The organism is Flavivirga eckloniae, from assembly GCF_002886045.1.
GTDB lineage: Bacteria > Bacteroidota > Bacteroidia > Flavobacteriales > Flavobacteriaceae > Flavivirga > Flavivirga eckloniae.
Window position 1 is genome coordinate 2,093,314 of the sequence record NZ_CP025791.1, and the last position, 19,731, is coordinate 2,113,044.

At 34.0% G+C, this 19,731-nt stretch carries 19 protein-coding genes; 11 read left to right on the forward strand and 8 right to left on the reverse strand.

The features are described 5' to 3' along the window. Nucleotides 1-15: 15 nt before the first annotated feature. From C1H87_RS08600 to xrtF, 5 genes are all read right to left on the reverse strand, one after another. Nucleotides 16-2,268 carry a TonB-dependent receptor gene (locus C1H87_RS08600; RefSeq protein WP_102755410.1) on the reverse strand — a complete coding sequence of 751 codons (2,253 nt, stop codon included), beginning with the start codon at nt 2,266-2,268 and terminating at the stop codon, nt 16-18. Then, nucleotides 2,269-2,985, reverse strand: a complete 717-nt coding sequence (locus tag C1H87_RS08605) for a heavy-metal-associated domain-containing protein (RefSeq protein WP_102755411.1) — start codon at nt 2,983-2,985, stop codon at nt 2,269-2,271. Nucleotides 2,986-3,120: 135 nt separating this feature from the next. Beyond that, a complete protein-coding gene (locus tag C1H87_RS08610; RefSeq protein WP_102755412.1) occupies nt 3,121-3,534 on the reverse strand; it encodes an HYC_CC_PP family protein in 414 nt (137 codons plus the stop codon). 292 nt (nt 3,535-3,826) lie between these two features. Further along, the gene (locus C1H87_RS08615) at nt 3,827-4,255 is read right to left on the reverse strand and encodes an exosortase F system-associated membrane protein (RefSeq protein ID WP_102755413.1); all 429 of its coding nucleotides are present in this window, start codon (nt 4,253-4,255) and stop codon (nt 3,827-3,829) included. Beyond that, nucleotides 4,248-4,799: an exosortase family protein XrtF gene (xrtF, locus tag C1H87_RS08620; protein WP_102755414.1), complete on the reverse strand. Its 552-nt coding sequence runs from the start codon at nt 4,797-4,799 to the stop codon at nt 4,248-4,250. The genes C1H87_RS08615 and xrtF overlap by 8 nt, the downstream gene beginning before the upstream one ends. Before the next feature lie 94 nt (nt 4,800-4,893). Between xrtF and C1H87_RS08625 the strand changes: the two genes are divergently transcribed. From C1H87_RS08625 to C1H87_RS08665, 9 genes are all read left to right on the forward strand, one after another. Continuing rightward, nucleotides 4,894-5,352 (forward strand): GAF domain-containing protein, encoded by a 459-nt coding sequence (locus C1H87_RS08625; protein ID WP_102758217.1) that lies wholly within the window; start codon nt 4,894-4,896, stop codon nt 5,350-5,352. Between the two features lie 629 nt (nt 5,353-5,981). Further along, on the forward strand, nt 5,982-7,514 hold the full coding sequence (gene purH, locus C1H87_RS08630; protein WP_102755415.1) for a bifunctional phosphoribosylaminoimidazolecarboxamide formyltransferase/IMP cyclohydrolase: 1,533 nt from the start codon (nt 5,982-5,984) through the stop codon (nt 7,512-7,514). A 161-nt stretch (nt 7,515-7,675) separates the two neighbouring features. Continuing rightward, on the forward strand, nt 7,676-8,704 hold the full coding sequence (locus tag C1H87_RS08635; RefSeq protein WP_102755416.1) for a rod shape-determining protein: 1,029 nt from the start codon (nt 7,676-7,678) through the stop codon (nt 8,702-8,704). A gap of 17 nt (nt 8,705-8,721) precedes the next feature. Then, entirely contained in the window at nt 8,722-9,525 is an 804-nt protein-coding gene (gene mreC / locus C1H87_RS08640) for a rod shape-determining protein MreC (RefSeq protein WP_102755417.1), read from the forward strand. After that, nucleotides 9,518-10,024, forward strand: a complete 507-nt coding sequence (gene mreD / locus C1H87_RS08645; protein ID WP_102755418.1) for a rod shape-determining protein MreD — start codon at nt 9,518-9,520, stop codon at nt 10,022-10,024. The genes mreC and mreD overlap by 8 nt, the downstream gene beginning before the upstream one ends. Beyond that, nucleotides 10,021-11,949 (forward strand): penicillin-binding protein 2, encoded by a 1,929-nt coding sequence (gene mrdA, locus C1H87_RS08650; RefSeq protein WP_102755419.1) that lies wholly within the window; start codon nt 10,021-10,023, stop codon nt 11,947-11,949. Before mreD ends, mrdA begins: the two co-directional genes overlap by 4 nt. A gap of 4 nt (nt 11,950-11,953) precedes the next feature. Then, the gene (gene rodA / locus C1H87_RS08655) at nt 11,954-13,231 is read left to right on the forward strand and encodes a rod shape-determining protein RodA (protein ID WP_102755420.1); all 1,278 of its coding nucleotides are present in this window, start codon (nt 11,954-11,956) and stop codon (nt 13,229-13,231) included. A gap of 4 nt (nt 13,232-13,235) precedes the next feature. After that, a complete protein-coding gene (gene def / locus C1H87_RS08660; protein ID WP_102758218.1) occupies nt 13,236-13,877 on the forward strand; it encodes a peptide deformylase in 642 nt (213 codons plus the stop codon). A 103-nt stretch (nt 13,878-13,980) separates the two neighbouring features. Further along, nucleotides 13,981-14,814, forward strand: coding sequence for a carboxylesterase family protein (locus C1H87_RS08665; RefSeq protein WP_102755421.1), 834 nt, complete (start codon nt 13,981-13,983; stop codon nt 14,812-14,814). 24 nt (nt 14,815-14,838) lie between these two features. Here C1H87_RS08665 and gldC read toward each other — a convergent pair whose 3' ends face one another. Next, nucleotides 14,839-15,174, reverse strand: a complete 336-nt coding sequence (gldC, locus tag C1H87_RS08670) for a gliding motility protein GldC (protein WP_102755422.1) — start codon at nt 15,172-15,174, stop codon at nt 14,839-14,841. Beyond that, nucleotides 15,174-16,136, reverse strand: coding sequence for a gliding motility lipoprotein GldB (gldB, locus tag C1H87_RS08675; protein WP_102755423.1), 963 nt, complete (start codon nt 16,134-16,136; stop codon nt 15,174-15,176). The genes gldC and gldB overlap by 1 nt, the downstream gene beginning before the upstream one ends. A gap of 95 nt (nt 16,137-16,231) precedes the next feature. Between gldB and nadE the strand changes: the two genes are divergently transcribed. Both nadE and C1H87_RS08685 read left to right on the forward strand, forming a co-directional pair. Then, the gene (gene nadE, locus C1H87_RS08680) at nt 16,232-17,020 is read left to right on the forward strand and encodes an NAD(+) synthase (protein ID WP_102755424.1); all 789 of its coding nucleotides are present in this window, start codon (nt 16,232-16,234) and stop codon (nt 17,018-17,020) included. Between the two features lie 94 nt (nt 17,021-17,114). After that, the gene (locus C1H87_RS08685) at nt 17,115-17,747 is read left to right on the forward strand and encodes a response regulator (RefSeq protein ID WP_102755425.1); all 633 of its coding nucleotides are present in this window, start codon (nt 17,115-17,117) and stop codon (nt 17,745-17,747) included. Here C1H87_RS08685 and dnaG read toward each other — a convergent pair. Further along, on the reverse strand, nt 17,742-19,703 hold the full coding sequence (gene dnaG / locus C1H87_RS08690; RefSeq protein WP_102755426.1) for a DNA primase: 1,962 nt from the start codon (nt 19,701-19,703) through the stop codon (nt 17,742-17,744). The two genes, C1H87_RS08685 and dnaG, sit on opposite strands and share 6 nt — an antisense overlap. Nucleotides 19,704-19,731: the final 28 nt, after the last annotated feature.

Consider the following 19,731-nt stretch of genomic DNA (forward strand, 5'->3'; position numbering starts at 1 on the left):
TGCCTTCGCAGGAATTTAAATTTTAAATCGCAATCCTGCGTAATACATACTTCCAAAAATAGGACCATATACAAATGTGGTATCAAAATTCGAACCAAATGGGTCGTCTGCTCCCAAAATGGGGTTAGACTGTCTCACATTTGTAATGTTTTCACCTCCTAAATATACTTCAAATTTAGGAGAAAACACTTTAGTTATTTGCGCATTTAATGTTGCCAATGTTGGTGTTTTATCTGGTAATTGATACTGTACCGGATTCGTTTCTGTTGAAGAAAAGCGCTGCTCTCCCAACCAATTATATGTTGCATCAAATTTCCACTGTTGCCCTTTATCTTGTTTACGAGTCTCATAAGACGCATTTGCAAATAAACGATGTGTTGGCACTAATGGTTTTGATAACTTACCAGAATTATAATCTGTTTTAACATCATAATATTTATAAGCCATTCGCAAATCGAAATGCTCAAACACATTATAGTTTAGTTCCGCCTGAAAACTATTGGCGTAACTATCACCTTCTAAGTTATAGAAACTCACTTCTTGCGGATTCTCATAATCGACCACCACCTGATTTTTAAAATCGGTTTTATAAAAATCTAAAGTAATATCTGCCTTTCTTCCAAAAAGATTAAATCCTTGTAAATAAGATACACCATAATTCCACGCTATCTCTGGGTTTAAACCATAAATAGCCCCTCCTTGCCTCCCCAAAGGGGAGGAACTTGTTATCCTAATAGCTCTTGAGGTTGAAAACAGCTGTTGATTTTCGGCAAAAATATTAGCACTTCGTTTTCCGCGTCCAAAAGATGCCCTTAACGCTGATTTTTCCCAAGGTGTGTAACGCACATGAAAACGAGGTGTTACAAATGTGCCTAATAAATTATGGGTGTCTACTCGGATACCTGCTGTTAAATTCAGCTTATCTAAATTATCGTAATTGTATTCGAAAAACGCTCCAACCGAATTCTCCGTTCTTTCATAATCGGCAGTATTAACAAACTCGTCATAATGATCGTAAGTATAACTCACACCTGTTTTAATCTTGTGTCTGGAATCGCTAATTATAGAATTATAAATAGCATTAGCATATAAACTATTATGGGTAATATCATATTGATTCAGTCCAAAATAAGAATCTTGTTTATGACTACTAAAGGCCGTTTGAACGCCCAAACTTTGGTACGGAATTTCGGGATTCACATAACCTAATTTAGCTGAAACTTCGTAACGTCTCGTATCAATTTCACTTCCCCAAACTCTCGTTGTCAACTTATCTGTATCTGGGTTAAATCCAAGCTGTCCTGTTTGCTTCTCATCATTTAAAAACTTTAAGTTGATAAAACTAACAAAACCTTTTTCGGCATTGGTATATTGCCAACGGTTCATAATATTAATCTGATTATACTTAGGCATATCTAAAAAACCATCGTTATTAACATCATGTTCTTTATTATGAGTATTCCCATGTAAATACAACCCTGTATGCCACTTATCGCTCACTTTAGTATTGATGTGCGTGTTTAATTCTAATCGCTCACTACTTGCTCCATACAAATTCACAAATAACTTATCATCAGTAGCCGGTTTTACCAACTCTGCATTTATTTGTCCTGCAATGCTTTCGTAGCCGTTAACAACACTTCCTGCTCCTTTGGTTATCTGTATACTCTCTACCCAGGTTCCAGGTATAAAACTCAATCCGAAAGCTTGCGAGGCACCACGAATGGACGGAATGTTTTCGGTAGCAATTAAAATATACGGACTATTGAGTCCTAACATTTTTATTTGTCGTGTTCCAGTAACTGCATCGGCAAAGTTCACATCAATGGACGGATTGGTTTCAAAACTTTCAGACAGATTACAACAGGCAGCTTTTAGCAACTCATCACTACTTACCGTAAATACATTTGCCGCTTGTAAATATGACTTTGCGGTTGCTTGTTTTCTGGAATTTATGGTAACGGCATCTAAATTATCGGTTGGTTGTAACCAATGGCGCACCATTTTAGGCTCTGTAACCGTTATGGTATCGGTTTTATACCCAACATAACTAATTACCAATTGTGTATACTCGGCTTTATACGGCAGACTAAACTTTCCATCGATATCGGTTACAACACCAACAGAAGTATTTAGCCAATACACATTTGTCCCTGGCAAGACAATGGGATCATTTTTTTCGTTTGCTTCCATGATCACCCCATTAATTCTATCTTGGGATAATAGCATCATTGGAAGCATTAATAATATATAAAGTATGTGTTTCATTTAATTGTAGGTCTTAACAAGCATAATAATTGCCATAACAATCATAATGCTATTTTCTATAAACGTTGCTTTGGTCATAGGGAGTTTTAGGGCCGTTCCTAAACAAGCGCATTGAATCGTTTTTTTATTTAAGAGTATTTTTATAACTCCAATGGTTGTTATTCCTAAAATAACCAATGTGATTATTAAGGCTAATGGTATTTGAATGCGCATTAAAAACATGATTCCTAGCGCTAATTCAATAAACGGATACGTCCAAGAATAAACCGGCATGACTTTAGCTAAAGGATCGTACATTTTAAAAGATTCTGGAAAACCTTTTAAATCTAAAAATTTAAAGAAGCTAAAAACGATGTAAAAAAGCCCCATAAAATCGAGCATAAATTCGGTTCCGTTCCAGGGTTTATAATTTAATAGGACTGCAGCAACTGTAATATATCCGAAAATTAAAAACAGAGGAAATAATTGTTTTAACTCAGATTTCTTTTCCTTTACTTCACTTGGTGTGGAAATGTTATTTTCTGAAATTGAATATTTATCTGGCAATGCTTTTTGAAATTCACTTATCGAAATATGGCTAGCCATTTCTATATGGGCTTCCGCCTTTTCTAAATCTACTGAAGCATTTAAAACACCATTAATAGCATTCAATTTGTCTTCCACTGAAGTTCTGCATCCATTACAGGTCATACCTGTAATTGTATATGTGTGTTTCATTTTGAAAAATAATTTGATTGAATAATCTTGATTACCCTTCCAACAAAGAAGGTAATCTGCTTAAACTCACCTAGAGTTGATGAGATTCCTACTGTAGTTCATCTTGAGCGAAGACGAAAGGCAGGAATTAAAAAATCAAATTATAAAAACTTGGTCTAGCACATGTATGTCAGTGACCAAATTGGGTGGAGAATAATCTTTATGAGGAATTATTAGCTTAGGTAAAGCTTTAAAAAGATTAATGTAAGTGTATGCAAAAGATGCAATAAACTGTTGTTGTTCAAAATCTAAATCTTCAAATGAAGAGAATTTTAACTCATCCTGACCTTCAATAACATCAACAACATCTTTACAACACTTTTTTTTCGTAATTTTTTCCAATGCAATTTCATAAGCTTCCATAGCACATTTATCTACTTCCGTAAAAACAGAAACATCTACCAAAACATCACCGCAGAAATGTTTTTCAATAGTAAAAGATACTGTTGAAAACAAAACCAGCAATGCTAAAAGTGCTGAAAAACCTTTATGTAATAACTTTTTTATCACGAAACAAAAATACAAAAAATTGAAATTGAAAGTATTTTTTTATTATATGATTAACACAAAACTGATCTTGATTTTTTTATTGAAACGAAAAATCAGGCTTTTTTGCCTGCCGGCAGACACATATTCCTAGACGAAGGCTTTTCGCACTTCATATAACTACGGGTCTTTAATTCTTTGTTTTTAGACCTGTCAGGTTTTAAAAACATGACAGGTCTCAGCCAATGGCAAAAGCGTTCAGGGTGACACAGCTTTTTCAGTGTAATCAATCATAAAATGCCAAGATGGGCTTTCTTTAATTTTTAAGCCTATGGTAATAAAAAGCAGGTAATAGCAGGAGTAAAATAATAGGCTGTATTAAAAAGCGACGCACATTAAAAAACAAATAATAATCTTCCTGCTTCGGATTGATAACGAAGTATAAATAAATTAAAAGCAAAACAACATAAGCCAAGGCAAAAACGACTATTGAAAATTTAATAATGCCTTTATCTTTAAAGAATACATATAAAATCCCTAACGAAATGACACTGTTTAGCACATAGCGTAATGTGGTAAAGCCTACTAACTTTAAAACTTCACGCCTTGGACTATCTATGTACAAATAGTCGTTTTGAAAAAACACCAAATATGGATCATAAAACAGTTCATTTTCAAAAAACCGAATTAAAATCAACAATCCGAACAACACCAACAACAGTGCGTATTTGATTAGTTTAGGCATTTTTATTTTTTAGTTTAGAGAATCGATTCACCCAAAAAATCCAAAGTAAAAAAACCAACCCGTAAATAATGGCAGGAAAAACTACTGCATGCAAAATTTCTTTGTGTTCAGGATAATGATATAACGCCATACTTAATACCGCAATGCGAATTAAATTAACGGCATAAATTAAAACACTACCGGAAAGTATAAATAAAAATGTTGTTTTTAATTTTCCGGAAAAAGCGATAACAAATGATATAAATAATATAACAACGCTTATTGAATTACAGCCCTCAATGACTCGAGCTAAATACTTGCCTTTTACAGTAACTTTCATAGATGGCTCATCTGGGTGCGGTAACACTAGAGCGTCATACCCAAACGAATTTAATAAAGATTCACTCTGTTTAGCCACCAAGTGTGTTATATAATCGGGGTAAAATTTCGATCCATCAGAAGCGTCTAAATACAGTTTATAAATCACAGAAAAAGATATATAAACCAATAAAAAAGTCAGGATAAACTTTATAACCGACTTGTATTTTACAAAGAGTGTATTCAAAATACGTTTATCTGATTTAATTTGGTTAAAATTATGTGAAACCGAATATCGAAATTACACCTTTTTAAATACTTTTGCCAAAACTTTTGGACTTATGATTTTTGATGACCTAAAACCTCAGGTAGAAACTATTGTTTTAAACACAGAAAAAACAGTAGACGAACGCCTTTTAAATATTTGCGAACTACTTGAAGCCCATATAGCATATTACAACTGGGTGGGGTTTTATTTTAGAAATGGCGATAAGGAAGAATTACACTTAGGCCCTTATGTAGGAGAACCTACAGATCATACGGTAATCCCTTTTGGAAAAGGTATTTGCGGACAGGTAGCTGTTAGCAACGAAAATTTCGTGGTTCCAGACGTCGCTGCTCAAGATAACTATATAGCTTGTAGCATTACCGTTAAAGCCGAAATTGTTATTCCAATTTTTGTAAATGGTGAGAATATTGGTCAGATTGATATCGATTCTAACACACCCGATCCCTTTACTGAAGCAGATGAACGCTTTTTAGAGTTTGTTTGTGCCAAGGTGGCGACTATACTTTCGTAAAGTTTTAAATTTAGTGTTTAGTTTGTAGTAACTAGTATGCAGTGATCAGTATTCAATATTCAGTATTCAATATTCAGTATTCAGTGGGCAGTGGGCAGTCTTTAAAACAATTCTAACCAGAGAACTTAATTTTTATTTTTTAAAGTTTATTTAAAATTAAATACAATATACTTATTAATAAACACCAAGATAATCTGCTCTAACTTCGGTTCACAATCTCCCGTCTTCAGTCATCAGTCTCCGGTCTTCTAAACAATTCCAATCACTAAACTTAATTTTCATTCTCTAAAGTTTACTTAAAACTAAACACACATACACTTATTAGTAAACATGCTCTAACTTCCGTCCAAAACCTCCCGTCTTCGATCTTCGGTCATCACTCTCCGGTCTTCGATCTTCAACCTCACCGAAACCCGAAACCTTAAACTCGAAATTTGAAATTCAACAGCCCCTTGTTAACAACTTCTCTTTTTAGTTAAAAAAACACGCTCTTTTTAGGCATTCTTAAGGCATTATTTTAGTTGAAATAATTACTTTTGCATTTTATTTACAAATTCAATGTAACTCATTGAAAAACAGCAAAAGTTTCAACCCCCGCCTAGCAGGGAACTAAAAAGACAAAAACTAGCATGAGCAACGAAAAAAACATTAAATCTGCATTAATCTCGGTATTTAGTAAAGACGGATTAGAACCTATTGTAAAAAAATTAGATGAACAAGGTGTTACCATATACTCTACTGGTGGTACTCAAAAATTTATAAATGATTTAGGTGTAGACGTTGTTCCTGTTGAAGATGTTACTTCTTACCCTTCAATTCTTGGTGGTCGTGTAAAAACATTACACCCTAAAGTTTTTGGAGGTATTTTAAACAGACAAAGCCACGATGGTGATGTAGCAGAATTGGCAGAGTATAAAATCCCTCAAATCGACGTGGTTATAGTTGATTTATACCCATTCGAAAAAACAGTTGCTTCTGGTGCCAATAATCAAGATATTATTGAAAAAATAGACATAGGTGGTATTTCATTAATTCGCGCTGCTGCTAAAAATTATGCCGATGTAATTTGTGTATCGTCTGTTGATGATTATGCTGAGTTTTTAGAACTTATTTCTGAAAATAACGGAACGATTTCTGAAGAAGACAGAAAACGTTTTGCAGGTAAAGCTTTTAATGTTTCCTCGCACTACGATACAGCTATTTTTAACTATTTCAACAAAGACCATAATGAAGCTGCCTTAAAAATTAGCGAAACAAAAGGAAAAGTATTGCGTTACGGTGAAAACCCACATCAAAAAGGGTTCTTCTTTGGAAACTTTGATGAGCTATTCACAAAACTTCATGGTAAAGAATTAAGTTATAATAATCTTTTAGATGTTGATGCTGCTGTAAATTTAATGCTCGAATTTAAAAACGATGCGCCAACTTTTGCTATTTTAAAACATAATAACGCTTGTGGTTTGGCACAACGCGACACTTTACACCAAGCTTACCTTGATGCTTTAGCAGGTGATCCTGTTTCGGCTTTTGGAGGGGTTTTAATTAGTAATACCGAAATTGATGTAGCTACAGCAGAAGAGATTCACAAGTTATTCTGCGAAGTTGTTATTGCGCCTTCCTTTTCGGCAGAAGCTTTAACCATTCTTCAAGGCAAAAAGAATAGAATCATGTTACAACTTCACGACATAGAATTACCTAAAATGAATGTTAGAAGTTGCTTAAACGGTGTGTTACTACAAGACAGAAATAACATTACAGATACCGTAGAAGGTTTAACCAATGTTACCAATTCGAATCCTACCGATAGCGAAATTGAAGATTTAATTTTTGCTTCGAAAATTTGTAAGCACACAAAATCCAACACCATTGTACTAGCTAAAAACAAGCAACTTTGTGCTAGCGGAACAGGACAAACAAGTCGTGTTGATGCACTGGAGCAAGCCATACATAAAGCGGGTACATTTAACTTTGACTTAAATGGTGCTGCTATGGCAAGTGATGCTTTTTTCCCTTTCCCAGACTGTGTGGAAATCGCAAAAAAGGCCGGTGTAACTGCAGTTATCCAGCCAGGAGGCTCAATAAAAGATCAGTTAAGTATCGATTATTGTAACGAAAACAACTTGGCTATGGTATTTACGGGTACACGTCATTTTAAACATTAAAAAATATACTTTTTTAGACATCTAAAAATCAATAAAAAGCGTATAACTAACTTATAGTATTTTTTAGTAAAATTTGAATACACTTAAAACCCATATATTTATCAACTTTTATTACATTTACGGAATTCGTTTTTTAAACCACTTAAAATTATTAATAGCGCATGGGCTTTTTTGACTTCCTAACCGAAGAGATTGCAATCGATTTAGGTACTGCAAACACACTTATTATTCATAACGACAAGGTAGTTGTAGATTCACCTTCCATTGTTGCACGTGATAGAATTTCAGGTAAAATTATTGCAGTTGGTCAACAAGCCAGTTTAATGCAGGGTAAAACGCATGAAAACATAAAAACCATTCGTCCATTAAAAGATGGGGTAATAGCAGATTTTGATGCGTCTGAGCAAATGATAAGTATGTTTATTAAAAACATACCGGCTTTAAAAAAGAAATTCTTTACACCAGCACTTCGTATGGTTATCTGTATCCCATCTGGAATTACAGAAGTAGAAATGCGTGCGGTAAAAGAAAGTGCAGAACGTGTAAATGGTAAAGAAGTTTATTTAATACACGAACCTATGGCTGCCGCTATTGGTATTGGCGTAGACATTATGCAACCTAAAGGAAATATGGTTGTGGACATAGGAGGTGGTACTACGGAAATCGCAGTAATTGCTCTTGGGGGAATTGTATGTGATAAGTCTGTTAAAATTGCGGGTGATGTTTTCACGAATGATATCGTTTACTACATGCGTACACAACACAACCTATATGTTGGGGAGCGTACTGCAGAAAAAATAAAAATACAAATCGGTGCTGCTACCGAAGATCTTGAGTTACCACCAGAAGATATGAGCGTTCAAGGACGTGATTTATTAACCGGTAAACCAAAACAAGTATCCATTTCGCACAGAGAAATTGCTAAAGCATTAGATAAATCTATCCTGAGAATTGAAGATGCCGTTATGGAAACTTTATCTCAAACTCCTCCAGAATTAGCTGCAGATATATACAACACCGGTATTTATTTAGCTGGTGGTGGTTCTATGCTACGAGGTTTAGATAAACGTTTATCTCAAAAAACAGATCTTCCGGTTTATATTGCCGAAGACCCATTACGTGCTGTAGTTCGAGGTACTGGTATTACTCTTAAAAATTTACCTAAATACAAAAATGTATTGATAAAATAGAGACACCCGAATAAGTCATGCAACAGATTATTAATTTCATAATAAGAAATAAAAACTTTTTGTTGTTTTTGCTGCTGTTTTCTATTTCAATTCTGTTTACAATTCAATCACATTCTTATCATAGGAGTAAGTTTATCAATTCTGCTAATTTCTTATCCGGTAGTATCCTTAATACTGCAAATAGTATAAGCACATATTTTAATTTAAAATCTCAGAATACGCTCTTATCGGAAGAAAACAAACGTCTAAAATCGCTTTTATACAATTTAAAGAATAGCACAACAACACAAGATACAGATAGTCTTAAACCATACTATTTTTCTAACGCACGGGTTATTCGAAACAACTATTCTGCAACCGATAATTATCTTTTAATCAATAAAGGAACAAACGACAGTATAAAACAAGATTTTGGTGTTGTAACCACTCACGGAATAGTAGGTATTGTAGATAAAACAAGTGGTAATTATGCTACGGTAGTTTCCATTTTAAACACAACCAGTTCTATAAGTTCGCAATTAAAGAAAACGAACCATTACGGTACATTGACATGGGATGCTAAAAATCCGGCGGTAGTACAACTTACAGATATTCCAAAAATAGCTAATGTTTTAGTTGGGGATACTATTGTTACTTCCGGACGTTCCTCAATATTCCCTAAAGACATAGAAATAGGCACCGTTAAAAACTACAAGCTTGATGCTGCCGAAAACTATTATGAGATCAATGTGCAACTTTTTAACGACATGACCAATCTGGAGCATGTGTATATTATAGAAAACATTAACAAACCTGAGGTTACTAATTTGCTAAATGAATAATATACTTTCCATTAATAGCATCCGTTTTGTAGTATTAATATTAATACAGGTTTTAATGCTCAATAACATTAACTTCTTTGGCTATATAAACCCTTATCCATACATTTTATTTATCATTCTATTTCCAGTAAAGAGCAATCGTGCATTAATTATTTTATCCGGATTCCTATTGGGTTTAATAATCGATATGTTTTTAGACTCCGGAGGTATTCATGCGGCAGCCTGTGTGTTTATAGCTTATGTAAGACCGGTTGTATTAAAATTTTCTTTTGGAACAATGTACGAACACCACAATATAAAATTTAGTGTTGTAGAATTTGGTTCTAAAATCACTTATATAACACTACTGGTTATATTGCATCACATCATATTATTCTCTTTGGAAATATTTAGCCTGCCAAGAATAATTTTCGTGCTTCAAAAAACGTTATTCTCAAGTATATTTACTATATTATTGTGTATGACAATAACTATTATTTTTAGTCGACAACCTAAATGAGACAGTTTTTACTATTCTTTTCAATAATATTTGTTGGTTTTTTATTTTTATCAAGACTCTTTTACCTTCAAATATATACTTCAAACGAACATGATTTGTTTGAAGACAATGCTATTAGAAAAGTATACGATTATCCGAAAAGAGGTTTTATTTACGACAGAAATGGCGAACTTTTGGTAGCCAACCAACCATCTTACGATGTCATGGTAATTCCTCGCGAAGTAGAACCATTAGATACGCTCGAATTTTGTTCGCTATTAAAAATTGATAAAGAGCAATTTATAAAAACATATAATAGAGCAAGACGCTATTCTCCCAGATTACCGTCTGTTTTTCTATCCCAATTATCAAAAGAAGATTATGCTGCTTTGCAAGAAAAAATGCGGAAGTTTGAAGGTTTTTATATCCAGAAAAGATCACTAAGACATTACCAAAGAAGTATCGGAGCTAATGTTTTGGGAGATATTGGAGAGGTAAATACCAGCGATATAAAAAAAGACCCCTATTACAAAATGGGTGATTTAAAAGGTAAACAGGGTATTGAGGCTTCTTATGAAAAAATTCTTCGAGGTGTGAAGGGCATTAAGTTTATTCAAAAAGACAGGTTTAATAGAAATATTGGTCCATACAAAGAAGGTGAGTTCGACACCATTCCAGAACAAGGAAAAGACATTACTATTACCATTGATGCTAAACTACAGGAATATGGCGAACTCCTTATGCAAAATAAACGTGGTGGCGTTATAGCTATCGAACCATCTTCGGGAGAAATACTGGCCATGGTGGCCGCCCCAACCTACGATCCTAATCTTCTAGTAGGAAGAGAACGCTCAAAAAATTTCATCAAGCTTAGAGATTCCATATCAAATCCATTATTTAACAGAAGTATACAAGGTGTTTACGAGCCTGGCTCTCCTTTTAAATTAATGAACGCCTTGATTGGTTTACAGGAAGGCGTTATAATACCCAACGAAACTGTTACTTGTTATGCAGGATATAAATATGGTAATCGTTTTATGAAATGCCATTGCTACATTGGCAGGCGCAATAATCTAATTACAGGAATACAGGAGTCTTGCAACGCCTATTTTTCGACTGTTTACAGAAAAATTTTAGATAAAAGCGGTAGTGCTTCAACAGGTATTGATACTTGGAGCAAGCATGCCAAAAGTTTCGGACTGGGCAATTTTTTAAACAACGATTTATTTGTTGGACAAAAAGGTAGAATTCCAGATAGAGCTTATTACAAACGCGTATATCCAAAAACGTTTTATTCTACATATACCATATCTAACGCTATCGGACAAGGTGAAGTTGCCACTACCCCCATTCAATTAGCCAATATGATTGCTGCTATTGCCAATAGAGGTCATTATTATACACCACATATAATTAAATCTATTGAAGATAAAACTTTACCTGAAAAATTCACAAAACCTAAATATACAAGTATTGACAAGGAGCATTTTGAACCTGTTATAGAAGGTATGCTACAGGTTTACAAAAAAGGAACAGCTGCCTCGTTACAAGTAAAAGACATAGAGATTTGTGGAAAAACAGGAACTGTTCAAAACTATGCTATTATAGATAGTGTAAAAACCGACCTAACAGATCATTCCATTTTTGTTGCTTTCGCACCAAAAGATGACCCAAAAATAGCTATTGCCGTTTTTGTTGAAAACGGATATTGGGGAAGTCGTTTTGCAGGTAAAGTAGCCAGTTTACTTATAGAAAAACACATAAAAGGACATATTACCAGAAAAGATTTAGAAGAATGGCTTTTAAAGCATAGTTTAGAAGACGAATATGCGAAGCCCTATTCTGGAGAGCCCTTTAAAATAAACGCGCAAACTAAATTGCAATTTGTTGAAGAACCGGAATATAAACGACTTAAACAGCAATTAATAAAATTACAAAACCCATAAGTTAATGGTTAGGGATACTAACAAAAATTATAAATTCGATTGGATAACTATTATCCTTTTTTTCTTGCTGGTCGGTTTTGGTTGGTTAAACATATTATCTGCTTCTTATACTAGTGGTGAAATAGACTACTTTACTTTTTCTCAACCCTATGGCAAGCAATCTGTATTTATATTACTTACTTTTTTTATCATTATTGTCATTCTAGGCATTGAAGCTAAATTTTATGAACGCTTTTCCAGTATTATTTATATCTTTTCCATGCTCTCCCTAATAGGGCTTTTTATTTTTGGCAAAAATGTTAACGGTGCTACATCGTGGTATGCTATTGGAAGCATGACCTTACAACCCAGTGAATTCGCAAAAGCAGCCACCGCTCTTGCTGTAGCAAAACAGCTGAGTGATTTAAACATGAACATTAATAGTATAAAGGATCAAATTCAAACCCTTATAATAATAATTATCCCAGCTCTTTTAGTAATATTACAAAACGACACCGGAAGTACGATTGTTTACGGCGCCTTCTTCTTTGTGTTGTACAGGGAAGGATTACCAAAGTATTACCTATCTATAGGTTTATCAGTAATTGTACTATCTGTTTTGGCTTTAAAATTCGGCCCTTTAATCACCTCGTTAATTGCTGTTGTTAGTCTTTCTGGTTTTTATTATTTCAACAGAAAAAAGTTTAAATTCTTTCAACTCCTTTTTGTTTTACTACTTTCCATAGGGTTGTCTTATGCTGTTAAAGCTTCTTATGACCATATTTTAAAACCACACCATCAAGATAGAATAAGTTTATGGTTACGCTTAGAAAAAGACCCTGTTAAGTTAGAAGCTATGAAAAAAACATTTGCCTATAACTTAAATGAATCTGAAAAAGCTATTAGAGAGGGCCGCTTTAACGGAAAAGGATTTATGGAAGGTACTAGAACAACAGGTAAGTTCGTACCGGAACAACATACCGACTATATTTTTAGTACGGTTGGCGAAGAGTGGGGCTTCTTGGGTAGCTCCTTAGTGGTTATATTGTTTGTACTCCTCTTATTACGCATACTACATCTCGCGGAATTACAAAAATCGCAATTCAGTAGAGCCTATGGTTATGGCGTGGCCTCAATTATATTTATTCATTTCCTAATTAACATTGGAATGGTCATGGGGTTAATCCCAACAATAGGCATTCCTCTACCCCTATTTAGCTACGGAGGTTCCGGGCTTTGGGCATTTACCATTTTAATATTCATATTTATTAAACTAGATTCTAACCGGATTAATGAGTGGTAGCCAAATGAAGTTTTGTAATGAAAAAACAATTCTAACAATCTTTATCTCATTATTCTTAATAGGGTGTTCTGGTACTAAAAGGATTAAAGAATATACTTTTTCTTCTAACGAAATTAATCTTATTAATAGTGCAGATAGTTTAACCCCCATGCGGGTCTTTAAAATAACCAACAAAAAAGATTCTCTTTTACTAAGAACAAAAAGCGGTTACATAAAACCCAATCCAAATAACAAAACATTACAGACTTTTATAAAAAGATTATATGTTACAGTTAGAGACAGCATGTCTATGGGTGTTGGCATTGCAGCACCACAAGTAGGCATATTAAAAAGAATTATTTGGGTGCAACGTTTTGACAAAGAAGAATTTCCTTTTGAAGTGTATCTAAATCCGGAGATTATTAAATCTTCAGAAGAAAAACAAACCGTTAAAGAAGGCTGTTTGTCTATTCCTGATCGAACAGAAACATTAAATAGCAGGTCACGATCTATAACTATTGAATACGACACTATGGATGGAAAACATAAAACCGAAACTGTTAAGGATTTCTCTTCGGTTATTTTTCAGCATGAAATAGATCACTTAAATGGTATTCTGTTTCTGGACCATTTACAAAAAGAATTTGTTGATAGTAAAAAAGACTAATAATTATTTTTTATAACCAAGTCTAGACAATATACCTTATAATTGTACATCCCTAATAACTATTATTACGTATATAACATATATCAAAAAAAATTACCTACTTATGAGAACTTTATTGAATACACTAGTAATATTATCAATTTTATTTTCAAGTTGCAGCAGTGACGATACGCCTCAAGAAAACCGAAGCGATTTAGAATCTTTACCAAAAGACTCAGGCGGCACACATAAAGCGCTCACTATTGGTGAATCCAATAAGTCTAATTTCGGGCATTATATTTATACTCCAAGCGGTCATGATAGTAACTCCCATGATTTCCCTTTACTTGTTTTCCTTCATGGTTCTGGTGAACGTGGTGATAGTGAAACAAATCCAGATATCTTAAAAAAGGTAGTAGTTAATGGCCCTCCTAAGCTTATAGAAAAAAACGAATGGTCTCCTAAATACCCAATGATTGTTGCCTCTCCTCAATTACCTTCTGGAAATTGGAATCCTGATGCTATTCATAATTTTATAACCTATTTAATAGAGAATTATAATGTTAACACGAAACGTATTTATCTTACTGGCTTAAGTCTTGGCGCTTTTGGATGTTTCAACTACGTTTCTAAATATGGACCAGATGCCTATGCTGCAGCTATTGTTCCGATTGCTGGAGGCGGAAACAAAAATTCCGGAGATAAATTCACTACCATTCCTGTTTGGGCTTTTCATGGAGATAATGATAATGTGGTTTCTCATATTAAATCTGTAGATATGGTAGATGCTATTAATAAAGAAAAACCCAACACACCTGCAAAACTAACCATTTACCCGAATGTTGGACACAATTCTTGGTCCCGAACCTATAATGCTAGTGGCATGGGAGATGAAAGTAATGAATATGATGCTTTTGATTTAAATATCTATGATTGGATGTTTTTATTTGAAAAATAATCATCCTTCAATGTCTGGCAGGTTTTACTTGTTGATCTCTAGCTTTTCGGCAAAATAATCACAAAAATCCTTCATAGTAGCCGTCATTTTTTCATCTTGAGTGGCTCTATTAAAAGTATTGCTCATAGCGACCAATGTTTGATGAAAAAACACCTTCATCTCATCTACCGGCATATCTTTGGTCCATAGATCAATACGTAAGGTTTCTTGTGCCTTAGAGTCCCATACGGAAAGCATCATGGCTTTGGCTTCCTCATTAGTAATACCACCATCTTCTGCCGTCCAAAGTAATTTCTCTGGTACTCGGTTGGCATCAAGTTCTACATTTAATTCTATTTTAGAGGTTGTATTATCAGACATTATTTTCGTGGTTTAAACTTTGAGTTATTAAAAATTTCTTCGGGGCTTGTTACAAGCATATCCTTTAGGCTTACTTCGTTTTGTTTCATATATGCTCTTACAATTTGCCATCCTATATATTGGCCTAAACGGCCTGGGGATTCACCATCAATACCTTCTAAATAAAATTTAGAAAACGGTGCAGGGTTTATAAATCTGCCCAGTAATTTAGTATCTGTGCTAAACAACAATTCACGCTCAACAAAATAACGCCAGATATAACTTTCGTTAGTAATAGTCCAATCTAACTGTTCTTGCGAATACCCGATGCGCTCGGCATCTGTTTTAAAAGGCACCACAGCATCCTTAAAATAATGCTGCTTTCCAAAATATATCATTTCGTCCAACAGGGTTTTATTCTGGTTTTGAAATATATACTTTTTGGCATATTCCTCTGCCAAATCAACTGCAATTTGCTCCTTCCTTAAATGCTCACTTATATACCTTGGAATGCTGCCATAAAACTCATGCTCGCTACCCAAATACGAATCTAAGGCCAATAATACAATAGTATCTGTAACGATAACCCGGCTTCTATAATCCACATCGTTGGTAGCAGTTATAACCCTTGGTAGATTAAACTCTGGAAAATAATATTTTAAATGATTAAATAAGGACTCTATTTCTTCTTCGGTATCATCAAAGTTTTTAAACGTTTTTTCAACCTCGTTAAACAAGTGTACCTGTAAAGTATCTTTTATTTTAGAAATCCAAAACGAGTCACTGTATTTTTTTGAAAACATAAAAGGATAGACTTCCTTTAGCTTAGGTAATTCATCTGGAGTAGTTTTAGCCAGTAATAAATCAAACCGCTCTATTTTAATATCTGTGCCTATTTTGGCTATCTCAACCTCAAGCTTATTCTCATCTTTACAGGAAATCGTAACCAATGATATTATTAAACACAATAATAAGTTCTTCATATAAAACTTACACGACATAAATTTTTATTAATTAGGTGTTTCGTTTATTTTTGTTTGCAAAGGTACTATATTCTTAAGATTTAAATTTATTTAATATGCAAACAGAAAAAGTTGTAGACTATATCGTTAATTGGTTAAAAGATTATGCAACAAACGCTGGTGTTAATGGTTTTGTAATTGGTATTTCCGGTGGTATAGATTCTGCCGTAACCTCTACCTTATGTGCAAAAACAGGCTTAAATGTACTCTGTATAGAAATGCCTATTCACCAAGCAGAAAGTCATGTAACCAGAGCACAAGAACATATAGCGCAGCTAAAAGGTCGGTTTGATAACGTGAGTGATACCCGTACCGATTTAACACCTGTTTTTGAAGAATTTAAAACCGAGGTCTTTTTTGACGGTGACCAAGCTACAATAGATATGGCCTTAGCGAATACCCGAGCACGGTTACGTATGACTACTCTTTATTATTATGCAGGACTTTATAAATTATTAGTTGCAGGAACAGGCAACAAAGTAGAAGATTTTGGTGTTGGTTTTTACACAAAATATGGAGATGGAGGTGTCGATTTAAGTCCAATTGCAGATTTATTGAAGTCTGAAGTTTACAAATTAGGAGAATTTTTACAAGTTCCAGAGTCAATTATGCAAGCCGATCCGAGTGATGGATTGTTTGGAGATGCCAGAAGTGACGAAGATCAGATAGGAGCATCGTATCCGGAGCTTGAATGGGCAATGAAAATGGACGCTGAGGGCAAAAACGCTAACAACTTCTCTGGTAGAGAGTTAGAGGTTTTTAAAATTTATAAACGCTTTAATAACGCCAATAAGCATAAGATGATTCCTATCCCTATTTGTGATATTCCTGACAATTTCCTGTAGATTTTGTAGGTTAATCAAAAAATCACTACATTTACGGCAAGCTTACTCTCTCAATTATAATACAATTCTAACTAAATATTATAAAAGCTTTATTATGATAAAATTATTAATAGCGGACAACCACCCGATCACAAGGAAAGGGCTTGAAGTACTTTTCTCAGCTTCATCAAACATTAAAATTGTAGGAAGCGTAGACGATGGAGATGCCATTTTGGAATTCATCAAAAAAAATCCAGTAGACATTATTTTAACAGAAACAGATTTCCCTAATTTAAATGGGTTAACTGTTTTACGTTATTTAAAACATGACTACCCGGACATTAAAACTATTATCTTTAGTAGTCAACCAGAAGAAGTTTATGCCATAAACGCCATTAAAGCCGGCGCGTCTGGATACTTAAACAAATCTGTTAATGTAATTAACATTAACGAGGCTATTTTAAAAGTGCACGATGGAGGGATTCATTTGAGTAATGAACTTACTCAGCAATTAGCATTTGGTAATAGAGTTAATAAAAGCGGAACTTTCTACAAAAAACTTTCAACCAGAGAGGCAGAAGTCTTAAAACTTCTAACTGTTGGTAGAAAAAACAAAGAAATCTCTAAAGAGCTTGATATTAACGAAAAAACCGTTAGTACTTACAAAGCGCGATTAATGCGTAAGTTAAAAGTAACTAACTTAGTTGACCTGGTTAATCAAGCCAAGCTTAGCGAACAATTATTATAGTACACGATTTAATTTTCTGGAGAGTAGCATTTTTAAGCCAGAATAGTCTTTGACTTCCTCAAGAACATTTTTATTAACATCGTTTTTACTTTGTAATGTTTCTTGTTGAAATTCTTTTACTTTTTGGTCTATTAAAAAACATCGTAGACTTAAAATAGTTTCACTAACTAATTGAGCAACACTATGTATTTTTTCTTTTGGAAAAATATTCATGCGTTTCCAATCATCTAAGGCATAACGTTCATCTTCCATTAAAATGGTTGTGATTTCGTTAGACATTTGATTGTCGACCGTGTTTATAAACGATTTAAGTTCAAAATCAGGATTCTGATTTAATGTATCTATAATAGTATAGTACAGTGTCTTAAATTGTTCATTAGAAAATTCCATTTCATCATCCTGAAGGTCTAGAAATATTTTTTCGAAGACCTTCGCTTGATGGATGACTGGCTCCAAAACCAACTCACCCTTATCATTTTCCTTCAACACTAAATCTTCAAAGTCCTCAACTTTGTTTCCATAAAGCAATAAAAGTTCAATAATTTTTCGTTCTAAAATATACTGTACATCAACTTTTTCAACTTGTTGTTGCTGATGTTTAATAACCTCAAACGCTTTATGGTCTTTTTTAAATTGTTTATTTTCTTCCTGGAATTCCTTTTTATTAATTTGAGCCAGTGTACTAAATAAAACGTCCTCGCTTATATCCATAATTCTGGCACATTCCTGAATATAGATTTCTTTCTTAATGCGATCTGGAATTTTAGAAATACTGTTTACTATATCCCTAACAGTATCAGCCTTTTTTATAGGATCGTTTTTAGTTTCTTCAAATAAAATAGACGCTTTAAATTGAATAAAATCTTTAGCATTTTCATTTAAATACGATGTAAGCTCTTCAAGTGTGTTTTGTTTAGCAAAACTATCTGGATCTTCGCCCTCTGGAAACGTACAAACCTTCACATTCATACCTTGTTCTAAAATAAGATCAATTCCACGTAATGAAGCTCGCATACCAGCAGCATCGCCGTCAAAAAGCACCGTAATGTTTTTTGTCAATCGGTTTATAAGTCTAATTTGCTCAGATGTCAAGGCTGTTCCAGATGAAGACACAACATTTTTTACACCCGTTTGGTGAAATTGGATTACATCTGTATATCCCTCTACCAAATAGCAATTATCCTCTTTAGCAATGCCTTGTTTAGCATGATATATCCCATACAACACATTACTTTTATGGTAAATATCACTCTCTGGTGAGTTTAGATATTTAGCGGCTTTTTTATCATTGGTTAATATACGCCCACCAAACCCTAAAACACGGCCGCTCATACTTTTAATAGGAAACATGACACGTCCTTTAAACCTATCGAAACGTTTCTCTTCTTTTACAATAGTGAGCCCCGTTTTTTGCAGGTAGTCTATGTTATAACCTTGTTTTAAAGCTTCGTCTGTAAAGGCTTGCCACTCATCAAGCGAATAGCCCAAATCAAATTTCTCAATAGTTTCCAGGGTAAATCCACGTTCTTTAAAATAACTTAATCCTATCGATTTTCCCTGATCGGTTTTATGTAGTATTTTTTGAAAATAAGTATTTGCAAACTCACTCACTAAGTACAAGCTCTCACGTTCGTTTGCTTGTTCCTTTTGTTCGTTAGATTGTTCGGTTTCCTCAATTTCAATATTATATTTTTTTGCAAGGTATTTTATAGCTTCCGGATAGGTAAAATGCTCGTGCTCCATTAAAAAAGATACTGCCGTCCCTCCTTTTCCTGTAGAAAAGTCTTTCCAGATTTGTTTTACGGGAGACACCATAAAACTTGGCGAACGCTCATCGCTAAAAGGACTTAACCCTTTAAAATTACTCCCTGCTTTTTTAAGATTTACAAAATCGCCTATAACCTCCTCTACTCGAGTGGCTTCAAATACTTGGTCTATAGTTGTTGGTGATATCAAACTATTTAGTTATCCCTGCAAAAGCAAG